This is a genomic window from Rhizobium sp. 18065, assembly GCF_902706095.1.
GTDB lineage: Bacteria > Pseudomonadota > Alphaproteobacteria > Rhizobiales > Rhizobiaceae > Allorhizobium.
This window is the reverse complement of sequence record NZ_CACSJP010000001.1, coordinates 62682-88257: the sequence shown is the minus strand read 5'-3', so window position 1 is coordinate 88257 and position 25576 is coordinate 62682. Positions and strand designations below refer to the sequence as shown.

Annotated in this window: 24 protein-coding genes and 1 tRNA gene; 16 read left to right on the top strand and 9 right to left on the bottom strand. The window is 59.6% G+C overall.

Annotation, left to right across the window (positions count from 1 at the left end; genetic code table 11):
• Positions 1–24 precede the first annotated feature (24 nt).
• From nusA to GVK95_RS00345, 10 genes are all read left to right on the top strand, one after another.
• Positions 25–1635 (top strand): transcription termination factor NusA, encoded by a 1611-nt coding sequence (nusA, locus tag GVK95_RS00390; protein WP_007600518.1) that lies wholly within the window; start codon positions 25–27, stop codon positions 1633–1635.
• Positions 1635–2318: an RNA-binding protein gene (locus tag GVK95_RS00385; RefSeq protein WP_159945896.1), complete on the top strand. Its 684-nt coding sequence runs from the start codon at positions 1635–1637 to the stop codon at positions 2316–2318. Before nusA ends, GVK95_RS00385 begins: the two co-directional genes overlap by 1 nt.
• Positions 2319–2419: 101 nt before the next feature.
• Positions 2420–5131 (top strand): translation initiation factor IF-2, encoded by a 2712-nt coding sequence (infB, locus tag GVK95_RS00380; RefSeq protein ID WP_159945895.1) that lies wholly within the window; start codon positions 2420–2422, stop codon positions 5129–5131.
• Between the two features lie 179 nt (positions 5132–5310).
• Positions 5311–5724 (top strand): 30S ribosome-binding factor RbfA, encoded by a 414-nt coding sequence (gene rbfA, locus GVK95_RS00375; protein ID WP_007605997.1) that lies wholly within the window; start codon positions 5311–5313, stop codon positions 5722–5724.
• A 6-nt stretch (positions 5725–5730) separates the two neighbouring features.
• Positions 5731–6660: a tRNA pseudouridine(55) synthase TruB gene (truB, locus tag GVK95_RS00370; protein ID WP_159945894.1), complete on the top strand. Its 930-nt coding sequence runs from the start codon at positions 5731–5733 to the stop codon at positions 6658–6660.
• Positions 6661–6812: 152 nt separating this feature from the next.
• Positions 6813–7082, top strand: coding sequence for a 30S ribosomal protein S15 (gene rpsO / locus GVK95_RS00365; protein ID WP_007606000.1), 270 nt, complete (start codon positions 6813–6815; stop codon positions 7080–7082).
• A gap of 345 nt (positions 7083–7427) precedes the next feature.
• Positions 7428–9569 carry a polyribonucleotide nucleotidyltransferase gene (gene pnp / locus GVK95_RS00360; protein ID WP_159945893.1) on the top strand — a complete coding sequence of 714 codons (2142 nt, stop codon included), beginning with the start codon at positions 7428–7430 and terminating at the stop codon, positions 9567–9569.
• A 129-nt stretch (positions 9570–9698) separates the two neighbouring features.
• The gene (locus tag GVK95_RS00355; RefSeq protein WP_159945891.1) at positions 9699–10715 is read left to right on the top strand and encodes a class I SAM-dependent methyltransferase; all 1017 of its coding nucleotides are present in this window, start codon (positions 9699–9701) and stop codon (positions 10713–10715) included.
• A gap of 122 nt (positions 10716–10837) precedes the next feature.
• Positions 10838–11866 carry an AraC family transcriptional regulator gene (locus tag GVK95_RS00350; RefSeq protein WP_159945889.1) on the top strand — a complete coding sequence of 343 codons (1029 nt, stop codon included), beginning with the start codon at positions 10838–10840 and terminating at the stop codon, positions 11864–11866.
• A gap of 213 nt (positions 11867–12079) precedes the next feature.
• A complete protein-coding gene (locus GVK95_RS00345; protein ID WP_159945887.1) occupies positions 12080–12343 on the top strand; it encodes a LuxR C-terminal-related transcriptional regulator in 264 nt (87 codons plus the stop codon).
• Between the two features lie 76 nt (positions 12344–12419).
• On the opposite strand, the gene fabI is transcribed toward GVK95_RS00345, so the two are convergent.
• From fabI to fabA, 3 genes are read right to left on the bottom strand one after another with little or no spacing between them, the layout of a single operon-like run.
• The gene (gene fabI, locus GVK95_RS00340) at positions 12420–13226 is read right to left on the bottom strand and encodes an enoyl-ACP reductase FabI (RefSeq protein WP_159945885.1); all 807 of its coding nucleotides are present in this window, start codon (positions 13224–13226) and stop codon (positions 12420–12422) included.
• A 5-nt stretch (positions 13227–13231) separates the two neighbouring features.
• Entirely contained in the window at positions 13232–14455 is a 1224-nt protein-coding gene (gene fabB / locus GVK95_RS00335; RefSeq protein WP_159945883.1) for a beta-ketoacyl-ACP synthase I, read from the bottom strand.
• A gap of 39 nt (positions 14456–14494) precedes the next feature.
• Positions 14495–15013 carry a 3-hydroxyacyl-[acyl-carrier-protein] dehydratase FabA gene (gene fabA, locus GVK95_RS00330; RefSeq protein WP_159945881.1) on the bottom strand — a complete coding sequence of 173 codons (519 nt, stop codon included), beginning with the start codon at positions 15011–15013 and terminating at the stop codon, positions 14495–14497.
• A gap of 311 nt (positions 15014–15324) precedes the next feature.
• Between fabA and irrA the strand changes: the two genes are divergently transcribed.
• Entirely contained in the window at positions 15325–15741 is a 417-nt protein-coding gene (gene irrA / locus GVK95_RS00325; protein ID WP_037074773.1) for an iron response transcriptional regulator IrrA, read from the top strand.
• Positions 15742–15744: 3 nt separating this feature from the next.
• Here the strand turns inward: irrA and GVK95_RS00320 are convergent, their stop codons facing one another.
• A complete protein-coding gene (locus tag GVK95_RS00320; protein WP_159945879.1) occupies positions 15745–16380 on the bottom strand; it encodes a trimeric intracellular cation channel family protein in 636 nt (211 codons plus the stop codon).
• 136 nt (positions 16381–16516) lie between these two features.
• Between GVK95_RS00320 and GVK95_RS00315 the strand changes: the two genes are divergently transcribed.
• A complete protein-coding gene (locus GVK95_RS00315) occupies positions 16517–16972 on the top strand; it encodes a hypothetical protein (RefSeq protein WP_244618647.1) in 456 nt (151 codons plus the stop codon).
• A 10-nt stretch (positions 16973–16982) separates the two neighbouring features.
• On the opposite strand, the gene GVK95_RS00310 is transcribed toward GVK95_RS00315, so the two are convergent.
• Positions 16983–17774, bottom strand: coding sequence for a YdcF family protein (locus GVK95_RS00310; protein WP_159945876.1), 792 nt, complete (start codon positions 17772–17774; stop codon positions 16983–16985).
• Between the two features lie 174 nt (positions 17775–17948).
• Here GVK95_RS00310 and GVK95_RS00305 point away from each other — a divergent pair, with 174 nt between their 5' ends.
• A complete protein-coding gene (locus tag GVK95_RS00305) occupies positions 17949–18146 on the top strand; it encodes a hypothetical protein (protein WP_159945874.1) in 198 nt (65 codons plus the stop codon).
• Between the two features lie 131 nt (positions 18147–18277).
• On the opposite strand, the gene GVK95_RS00300 is transcribed toward GVK95_RS00305, so the two are convergent.
• A tRNA-Ala gene (locus tag GVK95_RS00300) sits at positions 18278–18353 on the bottom strand.
• A gap of 151 nt (positions 18354–18504) precedes the next feature.
• Complete coding sequence (locus GVK95_RS00295) at positions 18505–18894, bottom strand: TIGR02300 family protein (RefSeq protein ID WP_007606023.1); 390 nt, start codon at positions 18892–18894, stop codon at positions 18505–18507.
• Positions 18895–19185: 291 nt separating this feature from the next.
• On the opposite strand from GVK95_RS00295, the gene cmk reads away from it, so the two are divergent.
• Together cmk and rpsA are read left to right on the top strand one after the other, a co-directional pair.
• Positions 19186–19815, top strand: a complete 630-nt coding sequence (cmk, locus tag GVK95_RS00290) for a (d)CMP kinase (protein WP_244618615.1) — start codon at positions 19186–19188, stop codon at positions 19813–19815.
• A 160-nt stretch (positions 19816–19975) separates the two neighbouring features.
• Positions 19976–21679: a 30S ribosomal protein S1 gene (rpsA, locus tag GVK95_RS00285; RefSeq protein WP_159945870.1), complete on the top strand. Its 1704-nt coding sequence runs from the start codon at positions 19976–19978 to the stop codon at positions 21677–21679.
• 104 nt (positions 21680–21783) lie between these two features.
• On the opposite strand, the gene GVK95_RS00280 is transcribed toward rpsA, so the two are convergent.
• Positions 21784–23580, bottom strand: coding sequence for a hypothetical protein (locus GVK95_RS00280; RefSeq protein ID WP_159945868.1), 1797 nt, complete (start codon positions 23578–23580; stop codon positions 21784–21786).
• Positions 23581–23865: 285 nt separating this feature from the next.
• Between GVK95_RS00280 and GVK95_RS00275 the strand changes: the two genes are divergently transcribed.
• Positions 23866–25263 carry a nicotinate phosphoribosyltransferase gene (locus GVK95_RS00275; protein WP_159945867.1) on the top strand — a complete coding sequence of 466 codons (1398 nt, stop codon included), beginning with the start codon at positions 23866–23868 and terminating at the stop codon, positions 25261–25263.
• Here the strand turns inward: GVK95_RS00275 and GVK95_RS00270 are convergent, their stop codons facing one another.
• Positions 25264–25548: a hypothetical protein gene (locus GVK95_RS00270; protein WP_210252955.1), complete on the bottom strand. Its 285-nt coding sequence runs from the start codon at positions 25546–25548 to the stop codon at positions 25264–25266.
• Positions 25549–25576: the final 28 nt, after the last annotated feature.

The window sequence follows — 25576 nt, the reverse complement described above, 5'->3', positions numbered from 1 at the left end:
GCATGAAGACGGAGACCTAAGACAATGGCAGTCAGTGCTAACCGGCTCGAGCTCTTGCAGATCGCAGATGCTGTTGCCCGCGAAAAGGTGATCGACCGCGAAATCGTGCTCGCCGCCATGGCCGACGCGATCCAGAAGGCTGCCCGTTCGCGTTACGGCACCGAGACCAACATCCGCGCCGACATCAATTCCAAGACCGGCGAAATCCGCCTGCAGCGTCTGCTGGAAGTCGTCGAGAAGGTCGAGGACTATGCCACGCAGATCGCTCTGGAACTGGCGCGCGACCGCAATGTCGATGCGAAGCTTGGCGACTACATCGCCGATCCGCTGCCGCCGATGGATTTCGGTCGTATTGCGGCGCAGTCGGCCAAGCAGGTCATCGTGCAGAAAGTGCGCGAAGCCGAGCGTGACCGCCAGTATGACGAATTCAAGGACCGCATGGGCGAGATCGTCAACGGCACCGTCAAGCGTGTCGAATACGGCAACGTCATCGTTGACCTCGGCCGCGGCGAAGGTATCATCCGTCGCGACGAGATGATCCCGCGCGAAGCCTTCCGCTACGGCGACCGCGTGCGCGCCTATGTCTACGACGTGCGTCGCGAGCAGCGCGGCCCGCAGATCTTCCTGTCGCGTACCCATCCGCAGTTCATGGTGAAGCTGTTCACCATGGAAGTGCCGGAAATCTACGACGGCATCATCCAGATCAAGTCAGTCGCCCGTGACCCGGGTTCGCGCGCCAAGATCGCCGTCATCTCGAACGACTCGTCGATCGATCCGGTCGGGGCCTGCGTCGGTATGCGCGGTAGCCGCGTCCAGGCCGTTGTAGGCGAACTCCAGGGCGAAAAGATCGATATCATTCCGTGGTCCCAGGATCCGGCTTCCTTCATCGTCAACGCCCTGCAGCCGGCGGAAGTCGCCAAGGTCGTTCTCGACGAAGATGCAGAACGCATCGAGGTCGTGGTTCCGGACGAGCAGCTGTCGCTGGCCATCGGCCGTCGCGGCCAGAACGTTCGCCTGGCCTCGCAGCTGACCGGCTGGGATATCGACATCATGACGGAAGCGGAAGAATCCGAGCGCCGTCAGAAGGAATTCAACGAACGTACCAACCTGTTCATGGACGCCCTCGACGTCGACGAAATGGTCGGGCAGGTTCTGGCCTCGGAAGGCTTCGCCGCCGTCGAGGAACTGGCTTACGTCGAACTGGACGAAATTGCCTCGATCGATGGTTTTGACGACGATACGGCTGAAGAAATCCAGACCCGCGCTCGTGAATATATCGAGAAGATCGAAGCAGAGAGAGATGCCAAGCGTAAGGAACTCGGCGTTGCCGACGAACTGCGCGAGATCAACGGCATGACCTCGCAGATGATGGTCGCGCTTGGCGAAGACGGCATCAAGACGATCGAAGACTTTGCAGGCTGCGCCGCCGACGACCTGGTGGGCTGGAGCGAACGCAAGAATGGCGAAACCAAGAAGTTCGAGGGCCTGTTCTCGAAGTTCGAAATTTCCCGTGCAGAAGCTGAAAACATGATCGTCCAGGCGCGACTTTCCGCCGGATGGATCACCGAAGACGATTTGGCTGTTGAAGCCGAAGCCGATGTGGAAGGCGAGGCGGAAGCCGAGCAGGAAGCGTGATGACCGCCCAGTCTCCGGACACTGTGCAGGACGAAGATGACTTCGACCCCAGCGACGTGAATGGACGCATGTGCATCGTCACCCGCGAGAGCGGTTCCCCGGAGACGTTGCTTCGCTTCGTCGCCGGGCCAGACGGCTCGATCGTTCCCGACCTGAAGCGCACGCTTCCCGGTCGGGGCTGCTGGGTAACACCGAGCCGTGAGGCTGTCGAAAAGGCTGTGGCGAAGAAACTCTTCGCCAGGGCACTCAAGAAAGACGTCAAGGCGGATCCCGACCTTGGTGCCATGGTTGACAGGCTTCTTGCCGGTCAACTGACGGGAATGATGAACCTGGCCCGCAAGGCGGGGCAGTTCATCATCGGATCTGCCAAGGTCGAACTCGCTGTTCGCAGCGGGGAAGCGCTTGCGGTGTTCCATTCAACGGACGCCGCTGCGGACGGAATTCGAAAGATCGACCAGGCCCGAAAGGCCCGGCATCTCGGAATGGAAACTGACGCGGAGATCCCTTCGTTCCAGCTTCTGTCCGGGAATGAAATGGACGAACTGATGGGCCAGAATGCGTTTATCCATGCCGCAGCGCTTGCAGGGCAGGCGGGTGAAGGTGTAGTGAAGCGCGCAACTCTGCTCGAAACCTATCGAGGCCAAGCGCCTCGCAGGTTGAGCACTGGCCCGAGACCACAATGACGCGGTCATCGGCCAAGGCCGACCTCCGTGGTTTAGGACAGTATGTGAACGGCGTGGTCTGATGCTCGGCATCCGGCCTCGCTCGAAGGAACGGGAACGGAATGACCGACAACAAAGACGACAAGACCATCGGCGTGAAGAAGACACTCACCTTGAAACCATCGGGGATGAGCCAGGGCACCGTACGCCAGGACATGGGGCGCGGCCGCACGAAGTCGGTCGTCGTCGAAACCGTGAAGCGGCGCCCGACGCGCCCTCAAGATGAAAAACCACCAATTACGCCCGTCAAGGCGCCTGAACCCGTCGCGCCTGTGGTTGTAGCACAGCCGCCGCGGCCGGTGGCAGCTGCGCCCGCGCCGACGCCCGCTCCGCGCGTTCAGCAGCCGGCTCCGCAGCAGCAGCGCCCGGCTCAGCAACAGAACAACAACCGCCAGCCCGAGCGCCCGCAGCAGAACCGCCAGCCGGAACGTCCGCGCGGCGCGGTATTGCATGACCTGTCGGCCGGCGAGATGGAAGCACGCCGTCGCGCGCTGGTAGAAGCGCAGGCACGTGATATCGAGGACGCCAAGCGTCGCGCCGAAGATGAAGCGCGCCGTCAGCGGGAAGCCGAGGCAGCAGCAATCGTGGCAGCAGAAGAGGCCGCCCGCCGGGCCGCCGAACCGCAGCCTGAACCGCAGCCAGAAGCACCGGTTGACGTGGCTCCGGCCGCTGTCGCCTCGTCTGCGGCACCTGGTCGTCCCGCCGGCGAAACCCGTCCGGCTGCACCGGCCGCTCCGACACCTGCGGGCTTCGTGCGTGGCCGCAAGGCCTCCGACGAGGAAGAAGATCGTGCCCCGGCTCGCGTCATCCCAGGTCGCGGCAAAGTCGTCGCTCCGGCTCCGGCCAAGGTCCCTGCCCGTCCGAAGGCCGAGGAAGATCGTCGCCGCGGCAAGCTGACTGTTACCACGGTCGGCACGGACGACGATGGCAATGCACGTGGCCGTTCGATGGCTGCGACCCGTCGCCGCCAGGAGAAGTTCCGCCGCAGCCAGATGCAGGAAACGCGCGAAAAGGTCATGCGCGAGGTCATCCTGCCGGAAACCATCACCATTCAGGAACTGTCGCAGCGCATGTCCGAACGCGCCGTCGACGTGATCAAGTACCTGATGAAGGAAGGCCAGATGATGAAGCCGGGCGACGTCATCGACGCCGACCTTGCTGAACTGATCGCCACCGAATTCGGCCATACCGTCAAGCGCGTTTCGGAATCCGACGTTGAAGAAGGCATCTTCAACATGAAGGACGACGAAGGCGAAATGGTATCGCGTCCGCCGGTCGTGACCATCATGGGTCACGTCGACCACGGCAAGACCTCGCTGCTCGACGCCATCCGCAAGACCAGCGTCGTATCTGGCGAAGCCGGTGGCATTACCCAGCATATCGGTGCCTATCAGGTTGAACAGAACGGGCAGAAGATCACCTTCATCGACACGCCCGGCCACGCCGCATTCACTGCGATGCGTGCCCGTGGTGCGCAGGCTACCGACATCGCCATCCTGGTGGTTGCTGCCGACGACAGCGTGATGCCGCAGACGATCGAATCCATCAGCCACGCAAAGGCTGCCGGCGTGCCGATCATCGTGGCGATCAACAAGATCGACAAGCATGAAGCCAATCCGGACAAGGTCCGTCAGCAGCTTCTGCAGCACGAAGTGTTCGTCGAATCCATGGGCGGTGAAGTGCTCGACGTCGAAGTTTCGGCGAAGAACAAGCTGAACCTCGACAAACTGCTGGAAGCCGTGCTTCTTCAGGCCGAAATCCTCGACCTGAAGGCGGATCCGAGCCGGACTGCCGAAGGTACGGTCATCGAAGCCCAGCTCGACCGCGGTCGCGGCTCGGTGGCAACGGTTCTGGTCCAGAAGGGCACGCTTCGCCCGGGCCAGATCATCGTCGCCGGCGATCAGTGGGGCCGTGTTCGTGCGCTGGTCAACGACCAGGGCGCGCATGTCAAGGAAGCCGGTCCGGCCATGCCGGTCGAAGTTCTCGGCCTGTCGGGTACGCCTGCTGCCGGCGACAAGTTCGCCGTTGTCGAGAATGAAGCCCGTGCTCGCGAAATTTCCGAGTATCGTCAGCGTCTGGCCCGCGACAAGGCCGCTGCCCGCCAGTCCGGTCAGCGCGGTTCGCTGGAACAGATGATGACCCAGCTGCAGAATACCGGCTTCAAGGAATTCCCGCTGGTCATCAAGGGCGACGTGCAGGGCTCGATCGAAGCCATCATCGGCGCACTCGACAAGCTGGGCACGGACGAAGTCCGGGCACGCATCGTGCATTCGGGCGCCGGTGGTATCACCGAGTCCGATATCGCCCTTGCCGAAGCTTCCAACGCTGCCATCATCGGCTTCAACGTTCGCGCCAATGTCCAGGCACGTGCGGCGGCCGAACGAGCCGGCTCCGAAATCCGCTACTACAACATCATCTACGATCTGGTGGATGACGTGAAGGCAGCGATGTCGGGCCTCCTGTCTCCGGAACGTCGCGAAACCTTCCTCGGCAATGCCGAAATCCTGGAAGTGTTCAACATCACCAAGACCGGCAAGGTCGCGGGTTGCCGCGTCGTCGAAGGCAAGGTCGAACGTGGTGCCGGCGTGCGCCTGGTGCGCGACAACGTCGTCATCCACGAAGGCAAGCTCAAGACGCTCAAGCGCTTCAAGGACGAAGTTGCCGAAGTGCCGATGGGCCAGGAATGCGGTATGGCCTTCGAGAACTACGAAGACATCCGTGCCGGCGACACGATCGAGTGCTTCCGCGTGGAGCATATCACCCGTACGCTCTGATCCAGAGCCTGCGGACAGAAATAGAGAACGGGCGCCGGGTTTCCGGCGCTCGCTTTATTTGAATGCGGACATTGGTCTGCAACGGCTGTTGCAGCCGATCTTATCTTCTCCCAACGGATGCATTGCGACTGGGAAAACCGGATCTTCGGACCCCATTGAATGCGAAAAGGCAAACGACCATGAGCAAAGCAAACTCTTCAGCTCCCACGCAGCGCATGCTGCGCGTCGGCGAGCAGGTGCGCGCCGCCATTACCCAGGTCCTGCAGCGCGGAGATGTGCGCGACGACCTGATCGAACGCACGGTCATTTCCATTTCGGAAGTGCGGATGTCGACCGACCTGAGGATCGCGACGGCCTTTGTCGCCCCGCTGGGGGTCAGCGACCACACAAGCATCATCGAGGCGCTCAACCGCCATGCCAAATACATCCGCGGACGGATCGGCAGCCAGCTTCGCCAGTTGAAGCATATGCCCGAGGTGCGTTTCCGCGACGATACCAGTTTCGACAATTACCAGAAGATCGATGCGCTGCTGCGATCGCCGGAAGTCCAGCGTGACCTCGCCGCCAACAGCGCAGACGACGAACAAGAATAAGAGACAATGTCCAAACCCAGAAAGCCCAAGGGCCGCCCGATTTCGGGCTGGCTCATTCTCGACAAGCCCGTGGATTTCGGCTCGACCGAAGCCGTCGGCAAGATCAAGTGGTTGTTCAACGCCCAGAAGGCCGGCCATGCCGGTACGCTCGATCCGCTCGCCTCCGGCATGCTGCCGATCGCGCTTGGCGATGCGACCAAGACGGTTCCCTATGTGATGGATGGCCGCAAGATCTACGAATTCACCGTGACCTGGGGCGAGGAACGCTCGACGGACGATCTTGAAGGCGAGGCCACACAGACCTCCGACAAGCGACCGAGCGAAGACGACATCCGCGCCTTGCTGCCGAACTATACCGGCGTGATCAACCAGATCCCGCCGCAGTTTTCCGCCATCAAGATCGCCGGCGAACGGGCTTATGACCTTGCCCGCGAAGGCGAGACCGTCGAAATCCCGTCACGCGAGGTGGAGGTTTTCCGCCTGACCCTGCTGAACGTGGAAACCGACAAGGCGCATTTCGAAGTGGAATGCGGCAAGGGCACCTATGTGCGGTCGATCGCCCGCGATCTCGGACGTGACCTTGGCTGCTACGGCCATATTTCGAGCCTGCGACGCTCGTTTGTCGCACCGTTTGCCGAAGAGACGATGGTGCCGCTTGCCGAGCTCGTTGCACTTGAAGCCATCGAGGACCGCGACGCCCGGCTCGAGGCACTCGATGCCTTCATCGTCGATACAAGCGAGGCGCTTTCCGCCCTGCCGCAGATCCGCATCACCGAGGATCAGGCCCATCGGCTGCGCATGGGCAATCCGATCATCGTGCGGGGCCGCGATGCTCCCGTTGCCGAACCGGAGGCCGTCGCGCTTTCGGGAAGCAAGCTGATTGCAATCGGCGAGATTGCCGGCGGCGAGTTTCATCCGCGACGCGTGTTCAACTGAAATCACCGGAAAACGTCCGCTCTTCCCTTTCCAAGGGGAATGGAGTATAGGCGGCACCAGCTGGCGCTGTTGCGCCTGCATTCATGGCCATTGCTGAACGACATCTCGGCCTTTGGCGACCTTTTTCTCATAAATTCTAGAAAGGATTTACGATGTCGATTACTGCAGAACGCAAGGCTGCCCTCATCAAGGAATACGCGATCAACGAAGGCGATACCGGTTCTCCGGAAGTCCAGGTTGCGATCCTGACCGAGCGGATCAACAACCTGACGGAACACTTCAAGGGTCACAAGAAGGACAACCACTCCCGCCGTGGCCTCCTGACGATGGTTTCGACACGCCGTTCGCTTCTTGACTATGTCAAGAACAAGGATGAAGCCCGCTACAGCAAGATCATCACTGCTCTGGGCATTCGCCGCTAAAACAGTTTCCGGCGGATCTTCGCATGAAGGTCCGCCGGCCTCTTTTGGGACACAGGTCCCTAGACTTCGACAGATTATCATCGTGATCGAAGCGCATGAAAGGCAGTCCGGATGACCGGTGCTGCAAATACCAACCGATGACCTGTCATGGGGCAGGATTGCCGGATGCTTTCGCCAGAGACCTGGCGTCAGATGGACTGAGCGATCGGAAGCAGATCCGTTCGCGACACCCGAAAGCCTCCCGCTGTCTTGCCCGTGATGTGTCAGAATTTCCGCGGTGACGTTGGTTCCTTGTGGACCGTTCGTCTTTTTGTGCAAGGGCACTCCGTGGATGAAGGACAAGAGATGTTTGATACTCACAGCGTTGAAATCGAGTGGGCAGGCCGCCCGCTGAAGCTCGAAACCGGCAAGATCGCCCGTCAGGCTGACGGTGCCGTTCTGGCCACCTACGGCGAAACCGTCGTTCTCGCCACCGTCGTTTCGGCCAAGTCGCCGAAGCCGGGCCAGGACTTCTTCCCGCTGACCGTCAACTACCAGGAAAAGACCTATGCCGCCGGCAAGATCCCGGGTGGCTATTTCAAGCGCGAAGGTCGTCCGTCGGAAAAGGAAACGCTGGTTTCCCGCCTGATCGACCGTCCGATCCGCCCGCTGTTCCCGGAAGGCTACAAGAACGACACTCAGGTCGTCGTTACCGTCGTCCAGCACGACCTTGAAAACGATCCGGACGTATTGTCGATGGTTGCAGCCTCAGCAGCGCTGACGCTCTCCGGCATTCCTTTCATGGGCCCGGTTGGCGGCGCACGCGTCGGCTACATCAACGGCGAATACGTCCTCAACCCACATCTCGACGAGATGGACGAATCGGTTCTGGACCTGGTTGTTGCCGGTACCCACGACGCCGTTCTGATGGTTGAATCCGAAGCCAAGGAACTCAACGAAGAAATCATGCTCGGCGCCGTCATGTTCGGCCATAAGGGTTTCCAGCCGGTTCTCGACGCGATCATCAAGCTCGCCGAAGTTGCCGCCAAGGAGCCTCGCGATTTCCAGCCGGAAGATCATTCCGAGCTCGAAGCCGAAATGCTCAAGCACTTCGAAGCCGAACTGCGCGTTGCCTACAAGAACACCCAGAAGGCCGAACGCTACGCTGCCGTCGACGCCGTCAAGGCGAAGGTCAAGGCACACTTCTTCCCGGAAGGCGCTGAGCCGAAGTACACCGCCGAAGTCATCGGCGCGACCTTCAAGCACCTGCAGGCGAAGATCGTTCGCTGGAACATCCTCGACACCAAGAGCCGCATCGACGGCCGCGACCTGTCGACCGTTCGTGCGATCGTTTCTGAAGTCGGCATCCTGCCGCGCACCCACGGCTCGGCCCTGTTCACCCGCGGCGAAACCCAGGCGATCGTTGTTGCCACGCTCGGCACCGGCGAAGACGAACAGTACGTCGATTCTCTGACCGGCATGTACAAGGAGCGCTTCCTGCTCCATTACAACTTCCCTCCCTACTCGGTTGGCGAAACCGGCCGCATGGGTTCGCCTGGCCGCCGCGAAATCGGTCACGGCAAGCTCGCATGGCGCGCTATCCGTCCGATGCTGCCTTCGCCTGAGCAGTTCCCCTACACGCTGCGCGTCGTCTCCGAGATCACCGAGTCGAACGGCTCGTCCTCGATGGCAACCGTTTGCGGCACCTCGCTCGCTCTGATGGATGCAGGCGTTCCCTTGGCCAAGCCAGTTGCCGGTATCGCCATGGGCCTGATCCTCGAAGGCGAACGCTTTGCAGTTCTCTCCGACATCCTCGGCGACGAAGATCACCTCGGCGACATGGACTTCAAGGTCGCCGGCACTGCCGACGGCATCACCTCGCTGCAGATGGACATCAAGATCGCCGGTATCACCGAAGAGATCATGAAGGTTGCTCTGGAGCAGGCTCAGGGCGGTCGCAAGCACATCCTCGGCGAAATGGCCAACGCCATCACCGAAGGTCGCTCGCAGCTCGGCGAATTCGCACCACGCATCGAAGTGATGAACATCCCGGTCGACAAGATCCGTGAAGTCATCGGTTCGGGCGGCAAGGTCATCCGCGAAATCGTCGAAAAGACCGGCGCCAAGATCAACATCGAAGACGACGGCACCGTGAAGATCGCCTCTGCCTCCGGCAAGGAAATCGAAGCAGCCCGCAAGTGGATCCACTCCATCGTGGCCGAGCCGGAAGTCGGCGTCGTCTATGAAGGTACCGTTGTGAAGACCGCCGACTTCGGCGCTTTCGTCAACTTCTTCGGTTCGCGTGATGGCCTGGTTCATATCAGCCAGCTCGCTTCCGATCGTGTTGCCAAGACGCAGGACGTGGTCAAGGAAGGCCAGAAGGTCTGGGTCAAGCTGATGGGCTTCGACGAGCGCGGCAAGGTTCGCCTGTCGATGAAGGCCGTCGACCAGACGACCGGCAAGGAAGTCGTTGAAAAGAAGAGTGAAGGTGGCGAAGCCGCTGAATAAGCGCGCTTCCTGCTGATCCAGAGGCGCGGAATAACTTCCGCGCCTTTTTTTGTTATCCGATTGTTTGACGCAGTCTTCAACCGAAGCGGCCCCGACGCCCTTCCCTGAACTGCTCTAGAGGGCCTCGACATGAGCCGCGAAACGCTGAAGACCCTGTTCCATCCGTTCGTGACGGAAACCGTCGCGCTGCCTGGCGAAGGTACGCGCTATCTCTTTCTCGGTGCCGAAGCAGGCTTTGCCAAGCCTGACGGCTTTGCTGCCGAGCTGACCGTGGTCCAGGGCTTCCGCCCCGATTTCCGCCGGCTGGAAGCCGCGCACCAGGCGCCCGTTGCGGTCGTCGAGGGCGATGACTTCGATGGTGCACTGATCCTGTGCGACAAACACAAGGGCATCAACGAAGACCGCGTTGCCGAAGCGCTGAAGCGCGTCAAGGCTGGTGGTCTCGTCGTGATTGCCGGCGCGAAGGAAGATGGCGTGCAGCCATTGCGCAAACAGCTCGATCGCCTGGGCTTCGCGCCGGAATCGATGCCGAAGTATCACGGCGTCGCCGTCTGGTTTACCGTGCCCGCGGATGTCTCCGCTGCGATCGCGACACTGCAGGCCAAGCCGGTCATCGTGGACGGTCGTTTCGAGACCCGTGCCGGCCTGTTCTCCCATGCGCATGTCGATGATGGTTCGGAGCTTCTGGCAAGCCGGATGCCGACAAACTTCGACGGCAATGCTGCCGACTTTGGCGCAGGCTGGGGCTATCTCTCCGTCATGCTTGCCGAAAAGTCGCCGCGCACCAATCGCATCGATCTCTTTGAGGCCAGCCACGACGCTCTGGAGCACGCCCGCAAGAATCTCGCGACCAACTGCCCGAAGCTGACGACGCGTTTCTTCTGGCAGGATCTCGGCAACGAGCCGGCGAAGGAAAAGTATGATCTGGTGATCATGAACCCGCCGTTCCACGAAGGGCATGCCGCCGAACCTTCCATCGGCGAAGCGATGATCAAGGCTGCCGCCGAGGCACTGCGCAATGGTGGCGAGTTGCTTCTGGTCGCGAATCGGGGCCTGTCCTACGAGGCCGTGCTTGCGGCCAACTTCAAGCAGCATGGCGAAACCTGCCGCAACTCCCGCTTCAAAGTCCTTTGGGCGAAGCGCTAGTTCATATTTTAGCATACAGTCACGGGAGATTGATATCTTCCGTGGCCACGGCACTCGACTCACGCCGTGTCTTGACTTAGCTTTTGACGCCAAGTTCTTTCCCTTCGGCGCCAGGCTTCCAAATGCCGCAAAAGAATCTGACCGATGAACTGACGACGGTCGCAGGCCTTGCCTCGGCCGTGGTGGTTCACGCCCAGAGTTACGGCATAGATATCGTGCCGATTTGCAAGGCGCTGGACATCAATCCGGACTGTTTCCAGAGCATGACCGCCCGCATCAGCCTTGATCGCCTGTGCAGGCTTCTGGAGGCCTGTGCGTTGCTTTCTGATGACGAGGCTTTCGGCCTTGTCAGCGTGCAAGCCTATGAGCCGGGTTCGACCGGTGCGTTCGGCTACGGATTGTTATCCGCACCGACCGGTCTCGATTTCGTTCAGTTCCTCGATGCACATATCCAGTATGTAACCCATACCAGCTATTCGCGGCTGTTGGTCGACGAGCGCGGCGCGCTTCTTTCATGGACGTTTGCGCCGATCATCGTGAAACGCGATCAGTATGTCGACATGTCCGTAGCGCTTGTCATGCAGCGCGCACGCGATCTTGCGGGCGTCCTGACAGATCAGGTCGAAATCGAACTGGAGAGGCCAAGACCACGGAACATCCAGCCGTTTCGTGAGCGCCTCACCCGGAAAGTCAGCTTTGCTCAGCGGATGAACTGCATCCGGTTTCCGACCAGTTTTCTGGAAGCGGCCAATCCGGCCGGCGACAGACGCCTGCACGAACTGATGGACACGCAGTGCCGGGCAGCCCGGCCCGCCACGCTCGACATGGATGGCGACTTTCTCGACCAAGTGCGCCACTATCTGCTTCTGCATGTCTGCGATGGCGAATATCCGCTGTCTGACATTGCTCCCTATTTCGGCCTGTCAGAGCGGACCTTCCAAAGAAGGCTGGCACAGCATGGCACGAGCATGAACGACCTTCGTGACAGCATCCGCCGCGATGTGAGCTTCAACCTGCTGACGGAAAGCGAGTTGCCGATCTCCGAAATCTGTTATCGCCTGGGCTATTCCGCTCCCAGCGCTTTCACCCGGTCGGTCACCCGTTGGTTCGGTCACACCCCAACCGAAGTGCGCGAACGAAAGTCGGCGTGACGTAAGGTATTGACAAAAAAACGATTGTATCGCGAAATAGAGCTTCAGCCCCAACCGATATTGTAAGTAGTCCCGCTGACCTGCACTCGAAGATAAAACTTTGGCGCGTGGGGGTAAATACTTTGCGCCCTGTTGGCTTATAAGGGCAGCCGTGTTGACGAGCGGGTTGAGCCCTTCCGTCTTTTGTGGCTTCACCTTCCCGGCATAAAGATAATGATGACCGACACCCATATGGCGATCGGAGATCGGTTAATTTCTCCGATGCTCACAGATCGTGAAATACAATGCCTGACGCTGGTTGCCGAAGGCAAAAAACCCGACGAAGCCGGAAATGGCGTCACTCTATCGCGTGCTGATATCGATGTGGCGCTCACATCAGCGCGGATCAAGCTCAATGCCAGCAATCTCATGCATGCCGTGAGCATCGCAATGTTGATCGGCGCAATCGATCACTCGGATAAAACTCATTCGGAGTAGCCGATCTCCCATCGGCTAGCGGACCTTCCGACTGAATGCCTGGCGCGTTACGAGACGCGCCAGGTTTTTTTATGCCTTACTCGCTGTCCGCGCTGGCGAGAACATCCAGCGCCGGCATGGACGTGACGTTGTAGCCCGCATCCACGTAGTGGATTTCACCGGTCACGCCGCGCGACATGTCTGAGAGAAGATAAAGGGCCGAACTGCCGACATCCTCGATCGTGACGCTGCGGCGCAGCGGCGAGTTCTTCTGCTGCCAGGACAACATCGCACGCGCATCGGCAATGCCGGCACCTGCCAGCGTGCGGATCGGGCCTGCGGAGATCGCATTGACGCGGATCCCGCGTGGACCATAGTCGGCCGCCAGATACCGTACCGATGCTTCAAGGGCGGCTTTCGCAACACCCATGACATTGTAGTTCGGCATGACCCGGACGGAGCCGCCATAGGTCAGCGTCAGCATCGAGCCGCCTTCGGTCATCAGACCGGCTGCACGCTTGGCGATCTCGGTGAAGGAGAAGCAGGAGATCACCATGGTCTTGGTGAAATTGTCCCGCGTCGTATCGGCATACAGCCCCTTCAGCTCATTCTTGTCGGAAAAGCCAATAGCATGCACGATGAAGTCGATCTTGCCCCAGCGGGCCTTCAGTGCATCGATGACACCATCGAGCGAGGCCAGATCCTCAACATCGCACGGCAGGACGACATCAGAGCCCAGTTCGGCAGCCAGCGGCTTGACACGCTTGCCAAGCGCTTCGCCCTGGTAGGTGAATGCAAGTTCTGCACCGGCCGACGCGAGCGCCTTGGAAATACCCCAGGCGATCGAGTGATTGTTGGCAACGCCCATGATCAGGCCGCGTTTGCCCTGCATAGATCCCAGCATTCCCGTCACCCGTTGTGACGCTGGAAGACGAGCGTGGCGTTCGTACCGCCAAAGCCGAACGAGTTCGAAAGCACCGTGTCGATCTTCGCATCGTCGATGCGCTTGCGCACGATCGGCACACCGTCGAACTCGGGATCCAGTTCGGTGATATGGGCGCTTTCACCGATGAAGCGTTCCTGCATCATCAAAAGGCCGTAGATCGATTCCTGCACGCCGGCCGCACCGAGCGAGTGGCCGGTCAGCGACTTGGTCGACTGGATGTGCGGGATCTTGGACCCGAAGACTTCGCGAATGGCGCCGATTTCCTTCGAATCGCCCACAGGCGTCGAGGTGCCGTGGGTGTTGATGTAATCGACTTCGCCCTTCACCGTGGACAGGGCCTGACGCATGCAACGCATTGCGCCCTCGCCCGACGGTGCGACCATGTCATAGCCATCGGAGGTCGCGCCGTAGCCGGTGATTTCGGCATAGATCTTGGCGCCGCGTGCCTTGGCGTGCTCGAGTTCTTCGAGGACCAGAACACCCGCTCCGCCGGCGATGACAAAACCGTCACGCGAAGCGTCATAGGCACGCGATGCGGTCGAAGGCGTTTCATTGTATTTCGAGGACATTGCACCCATGGCATCGAAGAGGTTCGACATCGACCAGTCGAGATCCTCGTGGCCGCCGGCGAACATGATGTCCTGCTTGCCCCACTGAATCATTTCAGCGGCATTGCCGATGCAATGCGCCGATGTCGAGCAGGCCGAGGAGATCGAATAGTTGACGCCGTGGATCTTGAACCAGGTGGCCAGCGTGGCGGAGGCGGTCGAGGACATCGCCTTCGGCACGGCGAACGGACCGATGCGCTTGGGGCTCTTGTTCTGGCGGGTAATGTCGGCCGCCTCGACGATCTGACGCGTCGACGGCCCACCCGAGCCCATGATGATGCCGGTCCGCTCGTTGGCGGCGTAGTCCTTTTCCTCAAGGCCGGAATCGGCGAGCGCCTGCTTCATGGCGACATGGTTCCATGCGCCGCCCTGCGACAGAAAACGCATGGCGCGGCGATCGACCAGATCGGTCGGATCCAGGTTGGGTTTGCCCCATACCTGGCACTTGAAACCATGTTCGGCGAAATCAGGCGAAAAGCTAATGCCCGACTTTGCGTTGCGCAGCGATGCGGTGACTTCTGCAGCGTCAGCGCCAATCGAAGACACGATGCCAAGACCCGTTACAACAACCCGTCTCATCTCTCAGACCTTCTTGTAATTATGGTGGGGGACGGGCGCCTATTCGGCAACCTTGTCCTTCGACAGACCTACACGAAGGTCGGACGCCTGATATATGGTTTCGCCATCGGCCTTCAACCAGCCGTCTGCTGTGCCAAGCACAAGGCGGCCACGCATCACGCGCTTGAAGTCGATGCCGTATTCGAGCAACTTCGTATCAGGACGAACCATGCCCTTGAATTTCACTTCGCCGGTGGACAGCGCCATGCCGCGACCCGGCTCGCCGAGCCAGCCGAGGAAAAAGCCTGTCAGCTGCCACATACCATCGAGACCGAGGCAGCCCGGCATGATTGGATTGCCCTGGAAATGGCACGGAAAATACCAGTCATCCGGACGAACATCGTATTCCGCGCGGATGTAACCCTTGTCGAAGGCACCACCGGTTTCGGAAATATCCGTGATGCGATGGACCATCAGCATCGGCGGCAGCGGCAATTGCGCATTGCCCGGGCCGAAAAGTTCACCACGGCCGCAGGAGAGGATTTCTTCGTAATTGTAGCTAGACTGTCTCGTTACCATTTTTCTTCTTCTTCCCCCCTCGGCTGCATATGTCCGGACCCAATAGAGCAAGAGAGGGGCAAAATGAAGCCCCGCAATCTTGGGTCAGTCATCGCCGACATTCGAGCCGGACGACGATCCTATTTCATTCAAGGTCGATACAGGAAGCAATACCGCACCACCAGACCCAATTCGGCGAAAAAAGGGCCCCCGACCCGCCTGCCCACCGGCTTGTGCCCACCCGAACTATTGAAACGCCCTGATTTTGCAGTTATATCCGAACTTGATGCGATGCACATTGCTCGCACCGAACCGGAGGTCGTTCTTTGACGATGGCAATGTGCCAGACTGGCATCGAACTGAAATTGCGTCGATCGGGCCTGCGCCCGACGCGTCAACGCATCGCGCTGGCCAATCTTCTGTTCGCCAAGGGCGATCGACATCTGACTGTGGAAGAACTGCACGAGGAAGCTCTTGCTGCCGATTTCCCCGTGTCTCTGGCAACTGTCTACAACACGCTGCACCAGTTTACCGAGGCCGGACTGATCCGTGTTCTCGCGGTCGAAAGCGCAAAGACCTATTTCGATACCAATGTTTCCGACCACCACCACTTCTTCGTGGAAGGGGAAAACAAGGTTCTCGACATCCCGGTCAACAACCTCACGATCGACAACCTGCCGGAAGCACCCGAAGGCATGGAAATCGCACATGTCGACGTGATTATCCGCCTGCGCGCCAAGCAGGGCTGATCCTCACATCACCTCATCCGGATGCCGTCCAGGCTTGTGCCTGTAGGTCGGGAAGGTCCAGCCGAAATAGAGCGCGCCACCACGAACCACGAATGCCGCCAGCGCGCCAATCATCGATGCAACATAGAGCGGCACGCCGATTTCATTGGCCAAGGTGAAGGCAGCAGCGCCGATCAATGCTGCCGTGATGTAGATTTCCGGCCGTAGCAATACCGATGGTTCATTGGCGAGAAGGTCGCGCAGCACGCCGCCGAAGCTTGCGGTCAATGTTCCCGTGACTATCGCGATCGTTGGCGATCCCGTGGCAGCCAGTCCTTTCGCCGCACCCATGACGCAATAGGCGGAAAGCCCGATCGCATCCAGCCAGATCAGCAGCTTGTAGCGGGACTCGACCAGATGCGCGGTAAAGAAGACCAGCACGCCGATGGCGCAGCAGACGATGATATAGTCCGGATTGAGGACCCAGAAGACCGGCACGCGGCCGAGCACGATGTCGCGCACCGTGCCGCCACCAAGGCCGGTGATGACGGCGAAGAACAGAAAGCCTATCATGTCGAGCTGCTTGCGCGACGCCGCCAGCGCACCCGTCGCCGCAAACAGCGCGATGCCGGCATAGTCCAGATACGATAGCAGCGACATGTCTCTTTCTCCTTCGGCAGGTGCCAGGATTTGAATCATGCCGTTAAGGGTGACGCAAGCCGCCTGCGCTAGATTGGCGCCTTCTGTCGTTTGGCAGCTGCATACCGGAGGTTCAGCCTTGACGCCCTTTCTTCGCCTGCTTCTTGCCCTGCTGCTCGGCCTTGCAGCGCCGATTGCCCATGCCCAGCAGGAGCTTCTCAATGATCCCGAGATCTATGAGAAGGAGCACTACGGCAAACGCTGTAAACTGGTGCAATACGGCGCCGACTTCATCGGCCGTATCGACATCAACAACGATGGACTGATCGACGCCGTCACCAATAACAGCGAGATCCTGTGCGATGGAACGCGCGGCCCAGACTGCTCCGAGGAAGGCTGCCCGTTCAATTTCTACCTGCAGGTCAAGGAGGGCGGCTATTTCATGATCGCCACCGCGCAGATGTACAGCTATGATTTCATCAAGCGCTTCGGCAACATGGTCTTTGTGCTGAAAATGCATCCGAAATATTGCGAGCGCGAGGAAGGCACAGACCCTTGCGAAATGACGGTTCGGGTCAAAGGCACAAAATTCCTGACAATTTCCAAGAAGTAGCCGCAATGCCTCACGGCGCGGGATAGAGTGCGCTTGTTCGCCCGAGGACATAGTAGGCGGCCAGACCGATCCCTTCCCGTACAGCCGTCGCCATCTGCTGCGCATTCAAGGTCGGCTGCGTAAAGTCGAGCGCCGGAGTGACGATGCCACTGGTGCGGAAATCGACGGGCCATGGCACCACGTCAATGCCCGCCTTGCGAAACAGGCCGATGGAGCGCGGCATGTGAAATGCCGACGTGATCAGCAGGCAATTTCTCAGGCCGCGCTGTTCGAGGAGCGAGCCGCTGTTTTCGACATTCTCGAAGGTCGTGCGCGAGGCGGGCTCGCCGATCAGCCGTTCGGGCGCGACGCCGAACGTTGCAAAGAAGCGTTCGGAGGCCACGGCGTCACCTTCGTACCTGCCGCTCAGCGACCCGTCTCCGCCAGAGACGAAGATCTTAGACTGGGGAAACCGCTCGGCAAGCCGCAGCGCCTCGATGAAGCGCTCGGCGGCCTGGTTGAATTCGATGCCACCACGCTGTGTGGTTACCTCCGTCTCGAAGGCACCGCCGAGCACGATCATGCAGGTGAGCGCTTCGGGATCTCCTGACGGACGCGGAAAACGCGCCTCAAGGCCCTGCAGGGCGTAAGAGCCGAGTGTCGTGTAAAGCGTCAGAAACAGGATGAGCAGACTGGCTACGAGAGCACTCATCGCCGTCTTGCGTCCATGAAATATCAAGGCAAGGAGGGCGACCGCGACGAAGAGAAACGCAAGCGACAGCGGCTGCGCTGCCATCCAGAACAATTTCGACACAACAAACATATGGCTTCCTTCACTCCTGCAACACGCATGCCCGGCCCATCGCCACCGAGCCTTTTTTCATATCCCGCACGTCCGGTTGCGCAGAGCCATCAAGACACGTCAGTTTCGCTCAAGCGCGCGTTTCTACATCCACATTCATTGCCAATTTTTGATTCTTTATTGGGGAGGGTGTTCATGCGTTTTGCAATTGATACCGTCGACGAAACCGGAAACAACCGCATCTACATCGGAACCCCGCTCGGCATGGCTGAAGACCAGTTATGTGTCCAACTCCGCGATGGACAAATGAAGATCGCGATCGACAAGATCGTCGACTGGTTCCAGATCGACCGTCCGGAAAGCCGGGAACGCGGCCAGCTTTTCCAGCGCTGAGCGCATGAAGCATCTCAATGCACACGAATGACGGCCCGGAGACATCCGCGGCCGTTTTTTTCGTTCAAAGCGAATAGACAAACGCCAAGTCCGTCTGAATCGAAACGACATAATTGCAGTTGAAGGAAGTTTGGTGGAGCTAAGCGGGATCGAACCGCTGACCTCTTGCATGCCATGCAAGCGCTCTCCCAGCTGAGCTATAGCCCCATCGAGGGTCCGGCGACGCCGGTTCCGGGAACCCCGTGAAGCAGTGCTTCCGTCGGGGTGGCGGCTTAATACGTTCGGTTTCCGAAGATAGCAAGCCTAAAAATTCGGACCCGGAAAACTTTTCGTATCCGGGTCCGAAAATATTGAAAAATCAGACTTCGTCGTCGTCGCCGGAGACGCCGATGATGCCGGTCATATCGTCGTCGTCATCGTCTTCATCGGCTTCGAGGAAGGTGTCGTCATCGTCGTCGCCATCGATTTCGACATCATCGTCGCCGAGGTCCGGAATATCATCACCGCCGGCTGCATCATCTGCATCCTCGAGCGAAACCAGTTCGACATCCGTGTTCTCGGTATCGACTTCGGCCACTTCCTCTTCTTCAGCCTTCTCCATGATGGCTGCGACCGAGGTCTCCTCGAAATAGGAGAGGGGCCAAGATTTGCCCGTATAGGGGGATACGACCGGATCCTTGTTCAGATCGTAGAATTTCTTGCCGGTATCAGGGCAAGTGCGTTTCGTTCCAAGTTCTGCCTTCGCCACTGTCAAAGCCTCATGAAGTCGTGAAGAATAAGGGCATGCGCCAAGCGCCCGGCGGAAAGCCGGCCAATCTGTAGTCGGTCCCCTTAATCGTTGCGCTCCGGTCTGTCAAAGGCAAACTGCAGCAATTGCGGGAGACGGGAGACCAGCTCCCGGATTCTCCCGGTCGATATGCCTCGAATGGCGCCTTGATATCCGGATGCTAGCCGATGCCAACACATGCCAGCGTGCTTGGCTTTCATGACCGAGATCGGTATCAGAAACGCAGATTTCTTTTTCACGACGAGGACGCCGATGATCATCGCCATTGATGGACCCGCTGCTGCCGGCAAGGGAACGCTGTCGCGCCGTATCGCCGAGACCTATGGCTTCCATCATCTCGATACGGGGCTGACCTACCGCGCCACAGCCAAGGCCCTGCTGGATGCGGGGCAACCGCTCGACAACGAAAGTGTTGCGGAAGAGACGGCACGCACCGTCGAACTCGCGGGCCTCGACCGCGACATCCTGTCGGCGCACGAGATCGGCGAGGCCGCTTCCAAGATCGCAGTCATGCCTTCGGTGCGCCGCGCGCTGGTCGAGGCACAGCGTGCCTTTTCCACCCGCGAACCCGGAACTGTGCTCGACGGCCGCGATATCGGCACCGTTGTCTGCCCGCAGGCGCCGGTGAAGCTCTATGTCACCGCCTCACCCGAGGTTCGCGCCAGGCGTCGTTTCGACGAGATTATCGGCAAGGGCGGATCTGCCGATTTCGATGCCATTTTCGAGGATGTGAAGCGTCGCGACGAGCGCGACATGGGCCGCGCGGACAGCCCTCTTAAACCGGCTGCAGACGCGCACTTGCTAGATACATCGGAAATGAGTATAGAGGCGGCGTTTCAAGCAGCGAAGATCTTGATCGACGCTGCCTTGAAAGAAGCATGAACTGATCCGGAACCGGCCTAGCCCGTTTCCGTTTGAGTTGGCCAATCCCACCGTCCCCGCGCCGGACAGCTCTTTAAAAGAGCGGACGAAGGAATTGGCCCCGACCAACACGAACCACCGGCGCAGCCCGTATCCGAAATGGATGCGACTAGGAGATTTCATGTCTGTTACTACCCCGTCACGGGAGGACTTTGCAGCCCTTCTCGAAGAATCCTTTGCCAAGACCGATCTGGCCGAAGGCTATGTTGCCAAGGGCATCATCACGGCCATCGAAAAGGACGTCGCTATCGTTGACGTCGGCCTGAAGGTCGAAGGCCGCATCGCGCTGAAGGAATTCGGTGCGCGCGCCAAGGACGGCACGCTCAAGGTTGGCGATGAAGTCGAAGTCTATGTTGAGCGCATCGAAAATGCTCTCGGCGAAGCTGTTCTGTCGCGCGAAAAGGCTCGCCGCGAAGAAAGCTGGATCAAGCTCGAAGCCAAGTTTGAAGCTGGCGAACGCGTTGAAGGCGTTATCTTCAACCAGGTCAAGGGCGGCTTCACGGTTGACCTCGACGGCGCAGTAGCCTTCCTTCCGCGTTCGCAGGTCGACATCCGTCCGATCCGCGACGTGACCCCGCTGATGCACAACCCGCAGCCCTTCGAAATCCTCAAGATGGACAAGCGTCGCGGCAACATCGTTGTTTCGCGCCGTACGGTTCTCGAAGAGTCCCGCGCTGAACAGCGTTCGGAAATCGTTCAGAACCTCGAAGAAGGCCAGGTTGTTGACGGCGTCGTCAAGAACATCACCGATTACGGTGCGTTCGTTGACCTCGGCGGCATCGACGGCCTGCTGCACGTCACCGACATGGCATGGCGCCGCGTGAACCATCCTTCGGAAATCCTGTCCATCGGCCAGTCGGTCAAGGTTCAGATCATCCGTATCAACCAGGAAACCCATCGCATCTCGCTCGGCATGAAGCAGCTCGAGTCGGATCCGTGGGATGGCATCGCTGCCAAGTACCCGGTTGGCAAGAAGATCTCCGGTACTGTCACGAACATCACCGACTACGGTGCATTCGTCGAGCTGGAGCCGGGCATCGAAGGCCTGATCCACATCTCGGAAATGTCCTGGACGAAGAAGAACGTTCATCCCGGCAAGATCCTTTCGACCACGCAGGACGTCGACGTCGTCGTTCTCGAAGTCGATCCGTCGAAGCGCCGCATCTCGCTCGGTCTCAAGCAGACCCTCGAGAACCCATGGCAGGCATTTGCCTTCAGCCATCCGGCCGGCACTGAAGTCGAAGGCGAAGTCAAGAACAAGACCGAATTCGGCCTGTTCATCGGCCTCGAAGGCGACGTCGACGGCATGGTTCACCTTTCGGACCTCGACTGGAACCGTCCGGGCGAACAGGTCATCGAAGAGTTCAACAAGGGTGACGTGGTCAAGGCCGTCGTTCTCGATGTTGACGTCGAGAAGGAACGCATTTCGCTCGGCATCAAGCAGCTCGGCCGCGATGCGGTTGGCGAAGCAGCGACCTCGGGCGAACTGCGCAAGAACGCTGTTGTTTCTTGCGAAGTCATCGCGATCAACGATGGTGGCGTCGAAGTGAAGCTCGTTGCTCATGAAGACATCACGTCGTTCATCCGCCGTGCAGACCTCGCTCGCGACCGTGACGACCAGCGTCCTGAGCGTTTCTCCGTTGGCCAGGTTTTTGACGCTCGCGTCACGAACTTCTCCAAGAAGGATCGCAAGGTCATGCTGTCGATCAAGGCTCTCGAGATCGCAGAAGAAAAGGAAGCCGTTGCTCAGTTCGGTTCGTCCGACTCTGGCGCATCGCTCGGCGACATCCTGGGCGCAGCCCTGAAGAACCGCACCAACGACTAATTGTTGCGGTTTCGCTGAATAAAAAAACCCGCCGGACGGAAACGTCCGGCGGGTTTTTTGTTGTAAGTGGGCAAATTCATATCGCCCGGGTGTGGCGGTCCGCTTCAGATAAAGCCGGACATCCGCAGGTAGAGGTCATGAGCCGGATCATCCTGTTTCGCAGGCTCAAGCAGCACATGCTCCGCGCTGAGATCTTCCAGGGTAAGAACGGGGCGCGTTTCAGGGAGATTCAGCAAGAGCGTCTCTTCCACCGCATGGCCTTCAAGCGCCTGTTCTTTCCCCTGCCCCTGGTCCTGTTCTGCCACCTGTTCGTTCGGTTCGTCGCCGGCTGGACCGTCATCGGCTAGATCATCGTCGCCGTGCTCGTCATCGTCTTCTTCCTGATCTTCGGCGTGCTGACGTTCTTCGACCTCGGTGAGATCAGGATCAAACTCATCGACAATCAGATAGTTGACGAAAGGAACGGGGATGGCCTCGCGCAATCCCGGATGGACAAGCGTCGCAGGCGGTTCGCTCGGCGGCATCGTCATTGCATAGACCACCTGCTCCTCGAACCCGCCACTGCGGATACGTTGCGCCTGAGCGAGGTTCAAGGCATCCTCATCAGGCGTTGAGCCCGCCAAGCCATGTTCCTGACGGGTCGTCATCTGATCGTCAGGTTCGCTATGGATGGAGTCGGCAATGGTGACGTCGCTGTTGCTGTCCTCTTGCCGAAGATTGAGCAAGGCGCGAACCAGATCTGTTTCGGCTGCTTCAACCAGCAAAGCCGCAAGACTTGTGGCGAGCGATGTTGGCACCGACCCGGTAGAGCCTGGCAACACAGCAAACGAGGCGGTGTCTGCGTCTGGCTCAATCGGATCGCGATCGATCCAGCCCGCCAGCGTAGCACCCTGCTCGACATCTTTGTGACGTAGTCCGGGGAGGAGCCGATTATTGTCGTCAGGCTCGGCACCGTCGAGTGAGCGAGAGCCATCGCGTCCTGTTTGCTCGGGCAACCCGGCAGACGGGCCTTGAACGGCCGCGGCAATTGGCTTGCCGGCAGAGAAAGCCTCGTCCAAGTGCGCCTGAAGCAGGTGAGGTGCGACATCAAGGTTGCGCACCTGGTTTCTCACGGGCTGAAGGTCTTCGGCTGGCGTGAGTGTCGGATGCAGAGATGCCGCCGGAGATGGCTCCAACCGCCCGGCCAGCGCTTGTTTTCTGACCCCGTCATGAGCATCGCCGTCAGCCTCGACCGCGACTGCGTATCGTTCGGCAGGCGCCGGACTGACAGACTTCTGAGTTTCGGCATCGCGCCTGTAGGCGGCGGGCGGTGCTGCGGGTGCGGGCGGGGCCTCGCTGCCGGCCGACGTCGGGACCGTGGCCGCTGGTGCTCGAACCTCACCAGCATTTTGCCTGTAGGATGTCACGACGGACCGGGCGGCCAGATCGCGATCCTTCTGGCGGTAAAGCTCCAGATAGATCGACAGAGTTGCCGCTTCCGGGCCGGCAGGATTGCGGAATGCCTCCATTAGAGTGCGCAACTGCAGGCCCGCAAATGCTTGCACCAAAATGCGCTGCAAGGCGACCCGTTCGCGAGGCGACAGATCGCCCAGCGCGTCGACCAGGCGAACTGCGTAACCACTCAGCGTCTCATGGGGCAAGCGCTCCATCTTCAGTGCGCTGCCGAGCAGATCGGCCAGCACAGAGAGGTTTTGCGACATGCGCTCCTGGCCAGTCAGAAGGAGAAGGTTCAGGCGGCCGGCGATTTCTGTGTTTTGTTCTAGCGTACGAGTTGTTGTCGCGACCGTGACCACGGCAGAGCCTGCCCCCACGCTCGCACCCATGCGAGCCACGCTGCCAACGCCGATACTGGGCGCACGCGTTTCCTGGTGGGTCAGATAGATATTCGACGCGGCGCTCACAGGAGGAAGCATAGCCACCTCTCTCGGTGCGAGTGAAACAACAAGAGCAAAATCGGACCGCTCATGCGGCCCGCGATCTCCATGCAGAACGGCATGGAGGCATCAACACAAAGGTCTTGCCGACTTATCAAAGCCTAGTGTCGTCAAGGATGGTTAAGAAAATGCTAACCATAAATCCCAAGGCTTTCCTTGCCGCTCCAGTACCGCTCGCATACATCTCTATGGAGCGTGATTCTCGTTCGGCGATGCGGTATTGTCGGGCTGAAATCCGGATGGGCGCCAAGCATGACACTCAATGCGATTTTGAATACGGACAGCTACAAGCTCGGGCATTATCTGCAGTATCCCGCAGATACCCATGCCATCAGCGCCCTCATTACCACCCGTGGCAACTCCTTCCGGCCGGAAGTGATGTTCTTCGGACTACAGATGTTCCTGAAGGAATATCTGTCGAAGCCGATTTCCGCTGCCGATATCGATGAGGCTGAAGACGTCGCGGGGCTTCATGGGCAACCGTTCGACCGTGCTGGCTGGACCCATATCCTCAATGCCCATGGCGGATACCTGCCGTTGCGCATCGAGGCCTTGCCCGAAGGCATTGCCATCCGTCGTGGCGTGCCTGTCGTGCAGATCGTCAACACGGATCCGCAGGTGCCTTGGCTCACGTCGCATATCGAGCCCGCACTGCTGCGCGCCATCTGGTATCCATCGACAGTCGCCACCACGGCATGGCGACTGCGGTTGGCAATCCAACCTTACCTCGATCGCACGGCCGACGATATTGAAGGCCTGCAAAGAAACCGCATCAGCGACTTTGGCGCGCGTGGCACCTCCAGCCTGGAACAGGCTGCATTGGGTGGCGTGGCCCATCTTGTGCATTTCGACAGTTCCGATTCCCTGCCGGGCATCTTGCATGCACGTCGCTATTATGGCGCCCAGATGGCCGGAAAATCCATCCCGGCATCTGAGCACAGCACGATTACCGCCTGGGGCCAGAGCCGCGAGGCCAATGCCTTTGCCAACATGATCGACCGCTTCTCGAAGTTTGCCGCCTATTCCGTCGTGTCCGACAGCTACGATCTCAACAACGCCGTTGCGGAAATCTGGGGCAAGCAGTTGCAGACGAAGGTGAGGGCTTCAGGGGCGACACTGATCGTGCGGCCCGATAGCGGCGATCCGATCGAAACGCCGGTGCAGGTCGTGGCGCAACTTGCCTATGCCTACGGTACCCGATTGAACAGCAAGGGCTTCAAGGTTCTGGACGCCAACGTCAGGGTCATCCAGTCGGATGGCATATCGCTGCAAGACATCCAGATGATCCTTGGTCGCCTGGAAGGCATGGGGTTCTCGGCAGAAAACATTTCATTCGGCATGGGCTCGGCACTGCTGCACAAGATCAACCGGGATACCCTGTCCTTTACCATGCGGGCGAGTGCGCTGAAGGATGACAAGGGTGCCTGGCGCGATATCGGCCGGCGACCAACAAATCCTCAGGAAAAAGCGCCGATGTCCGGTCGGTTGGCGGTGATCTCAGACGGCACCGATATCGTCAACATCCCCCTCACCGAACTTGGTAGCCGGGAAAACATTCTGCAGCCGGTCTGGGAAAATGGCACGCTCTTACGCGACTGGACCTTTGACGAGGTCCGAAAGCGCGCCGAAGACGTGATCCTCCCGCGCTGATCAGTCGATCGCCTTCATATGCATTTGGTAGAGGCCCGCGTCGTCCGAAGGCGATGCGATCCTGGGCGCGATGTTGCCGGAATGGCTGCGCTCGTCGGCGGTGAACGCATCGAGCCAGTTTGCCGGTGCGTAGCTGGGCGACGCATCCGATTGGTCCTGATCAGAATGCGGCTCGTAGTCATCGGTGCCGTCCGAAAACGATGACAACTGGCTATCGGGATCATCCCGAAACATTGGCAAATCACGTGATACTGTCTCAAGCAGGCTAAAGGATGCTTCCGTCATGTCCGCAGAAATTCACCGCGTTATGGAG

What these genes read in the sequence shown, in the direction of transcription:
- truB (WP_159945894.1), top strand. Translation starts at nt 5,731, where the DNA reads ATGTCCAAACCCAGAAAGCCCAAGGGCCGCCCGATTTCGGGCTGGCTC.
- GVK95_RS00275 (WP_159945867.1), top strand. Translation starts at nt 23,866, where the DNA reads ATGACACTCAATGCGATTTTGAATACGGACAGCTACAAGCTCGGGCAT.
- rpsA (WP_159945870.1), top strand. Translation starts at nt 19,976, where the DNA reads ATGTCTGTTACTACCCCGTCACGGGAGGACTTTGCAGCCCTTCTCGAA.
- fabI (WP_159945885.1), bottom strand. Translation starts at nt 13,226, where the DNA reads ATGCTGGGATCTATGCAGGGCAAACGCGGCCTGATCATGGGCGTTGCC.
- GVK95_RS00350 (WP_159945889.1), top strand. Translation starts at nt 10,838, where the DNA reads ATGCCGCAAAAGAATCTGACCGATGAACTGACGACGGTCGCAGGCCTT.
- infB (WP_159945895.1), top strand. Translation starts at nt 2,420, where the DNA reads ATGACCGACAACAAAGACGACAAGACCATCGGCGTGAAGAAGACACTC.
- fabA (WP_159945881.1), bottom strand. Translation starts at nt 15,013, where the DNA reads ATGGTAACGAGACAGTCTAGCTACAATTACGAAGAAATCCTCTCCTGC.
- rpsO (WP_007606000.1), top strand. Translation starts at nt 6,813, where the DNA reads ATGTCGATTACTGCAGAACGCAAGGCTGCCCTCATCAAGGAATACGCG.
- rbfA (WP_007605997.1), top strand. Translation starts at nt 5,311, where the DNA reads ATGAGCAAAGCAAACTCTTCAGCTCCCACGCAGCGCATGCTGCGCGTC.
- GVK95_RS00345 (WP_159945887.1), top strand. Translation starts at nt 12,080, where the DNA reads ATGATGACCGACACCCATATGGCGATCGGAGATCGGTTAATTTCTCCG.
- GVK95_RS00385 (WP_159945896.1), top strand. Translation starts at nt 1,635, where the DNA reads ATGACCGCCCAGTCTCCGGACACTGTGCAGGACGAAGATGACTTCGAC.
- GVK95_RS00270 (WP_210252955.1), bottom strand. Translation starts at nt 25,548, where the DNA reads ATGACGGAAGCATCCTTTAGCCTGCTTGAGACAGTATCACGTGATTTG.
- GVK95_RS00320 (WP_159945879.1), bottom strand. Translation starts at nt 16,380, where the DNA reads ATGTCGCTGCTATCGTATCTGGACTATGCCGGCATCGCGCTGTTTGCG.
- GVK95_RS00310 (WP_159945876.1), bottom strand. Translation starts at nt 17,774, where the DNA reads ATGTTTGTTGTGTCGAAATTGTTCTGGATGGCAGCGCAGCCGCTGTCG.
- nusA (WP_007600518.1), top strand. Translation starts at nt 25, where the DNA reads ATGGCAGTCAGTGCTAACCGGCTCGAGCTCTTGCAGATCGCAGATGCT.
- GVK95_RS00355 (WP_159945891.1), top strand. Translation starts at nt 9,699, where the DNA reads ATGAGCCGCGAAACGCTGAAGACCCTGTTCCATCCGTTCGTGACGGAA.
- pnp (WP_159945893.1), top strand. Translation starts at nt 7,428, where the DNA reads ATGTTTGATACTCACAGCGTTGAAATCGAGTGGGCAGGCCGCCCGCTG.
- GVK95_RS00305 (WP_159945874.1), top strand. Translation starts at nt 17,949, where the DNA reads ATGCGTTTTGCAATTGATACCGTCGACGAAACCGGAAACAACCGCATC.
- irrA (WP_037074773.1), top strand. Translation starts at nt 15,325, where the DNA reads ATGGCAATGTGCCAGACTGGCATCGAACTGAAATTGCGTCGATCGGGC.
- fabB (WP_159945883.1), bottom strand. Translation starts at nt 14,455, where the DNA reads ATGAGACGGGTTGTTGTAACGGGTCTTGGCATCGTGTCTTCGATTGGC.
- cmk (WP_244618615.1), top strand. Translation starts at nt 19,186, where the DNA reads ATGATCATCGCCATTGATGGACCCGCTGCTGCCGGCAAGGGAACGCTG.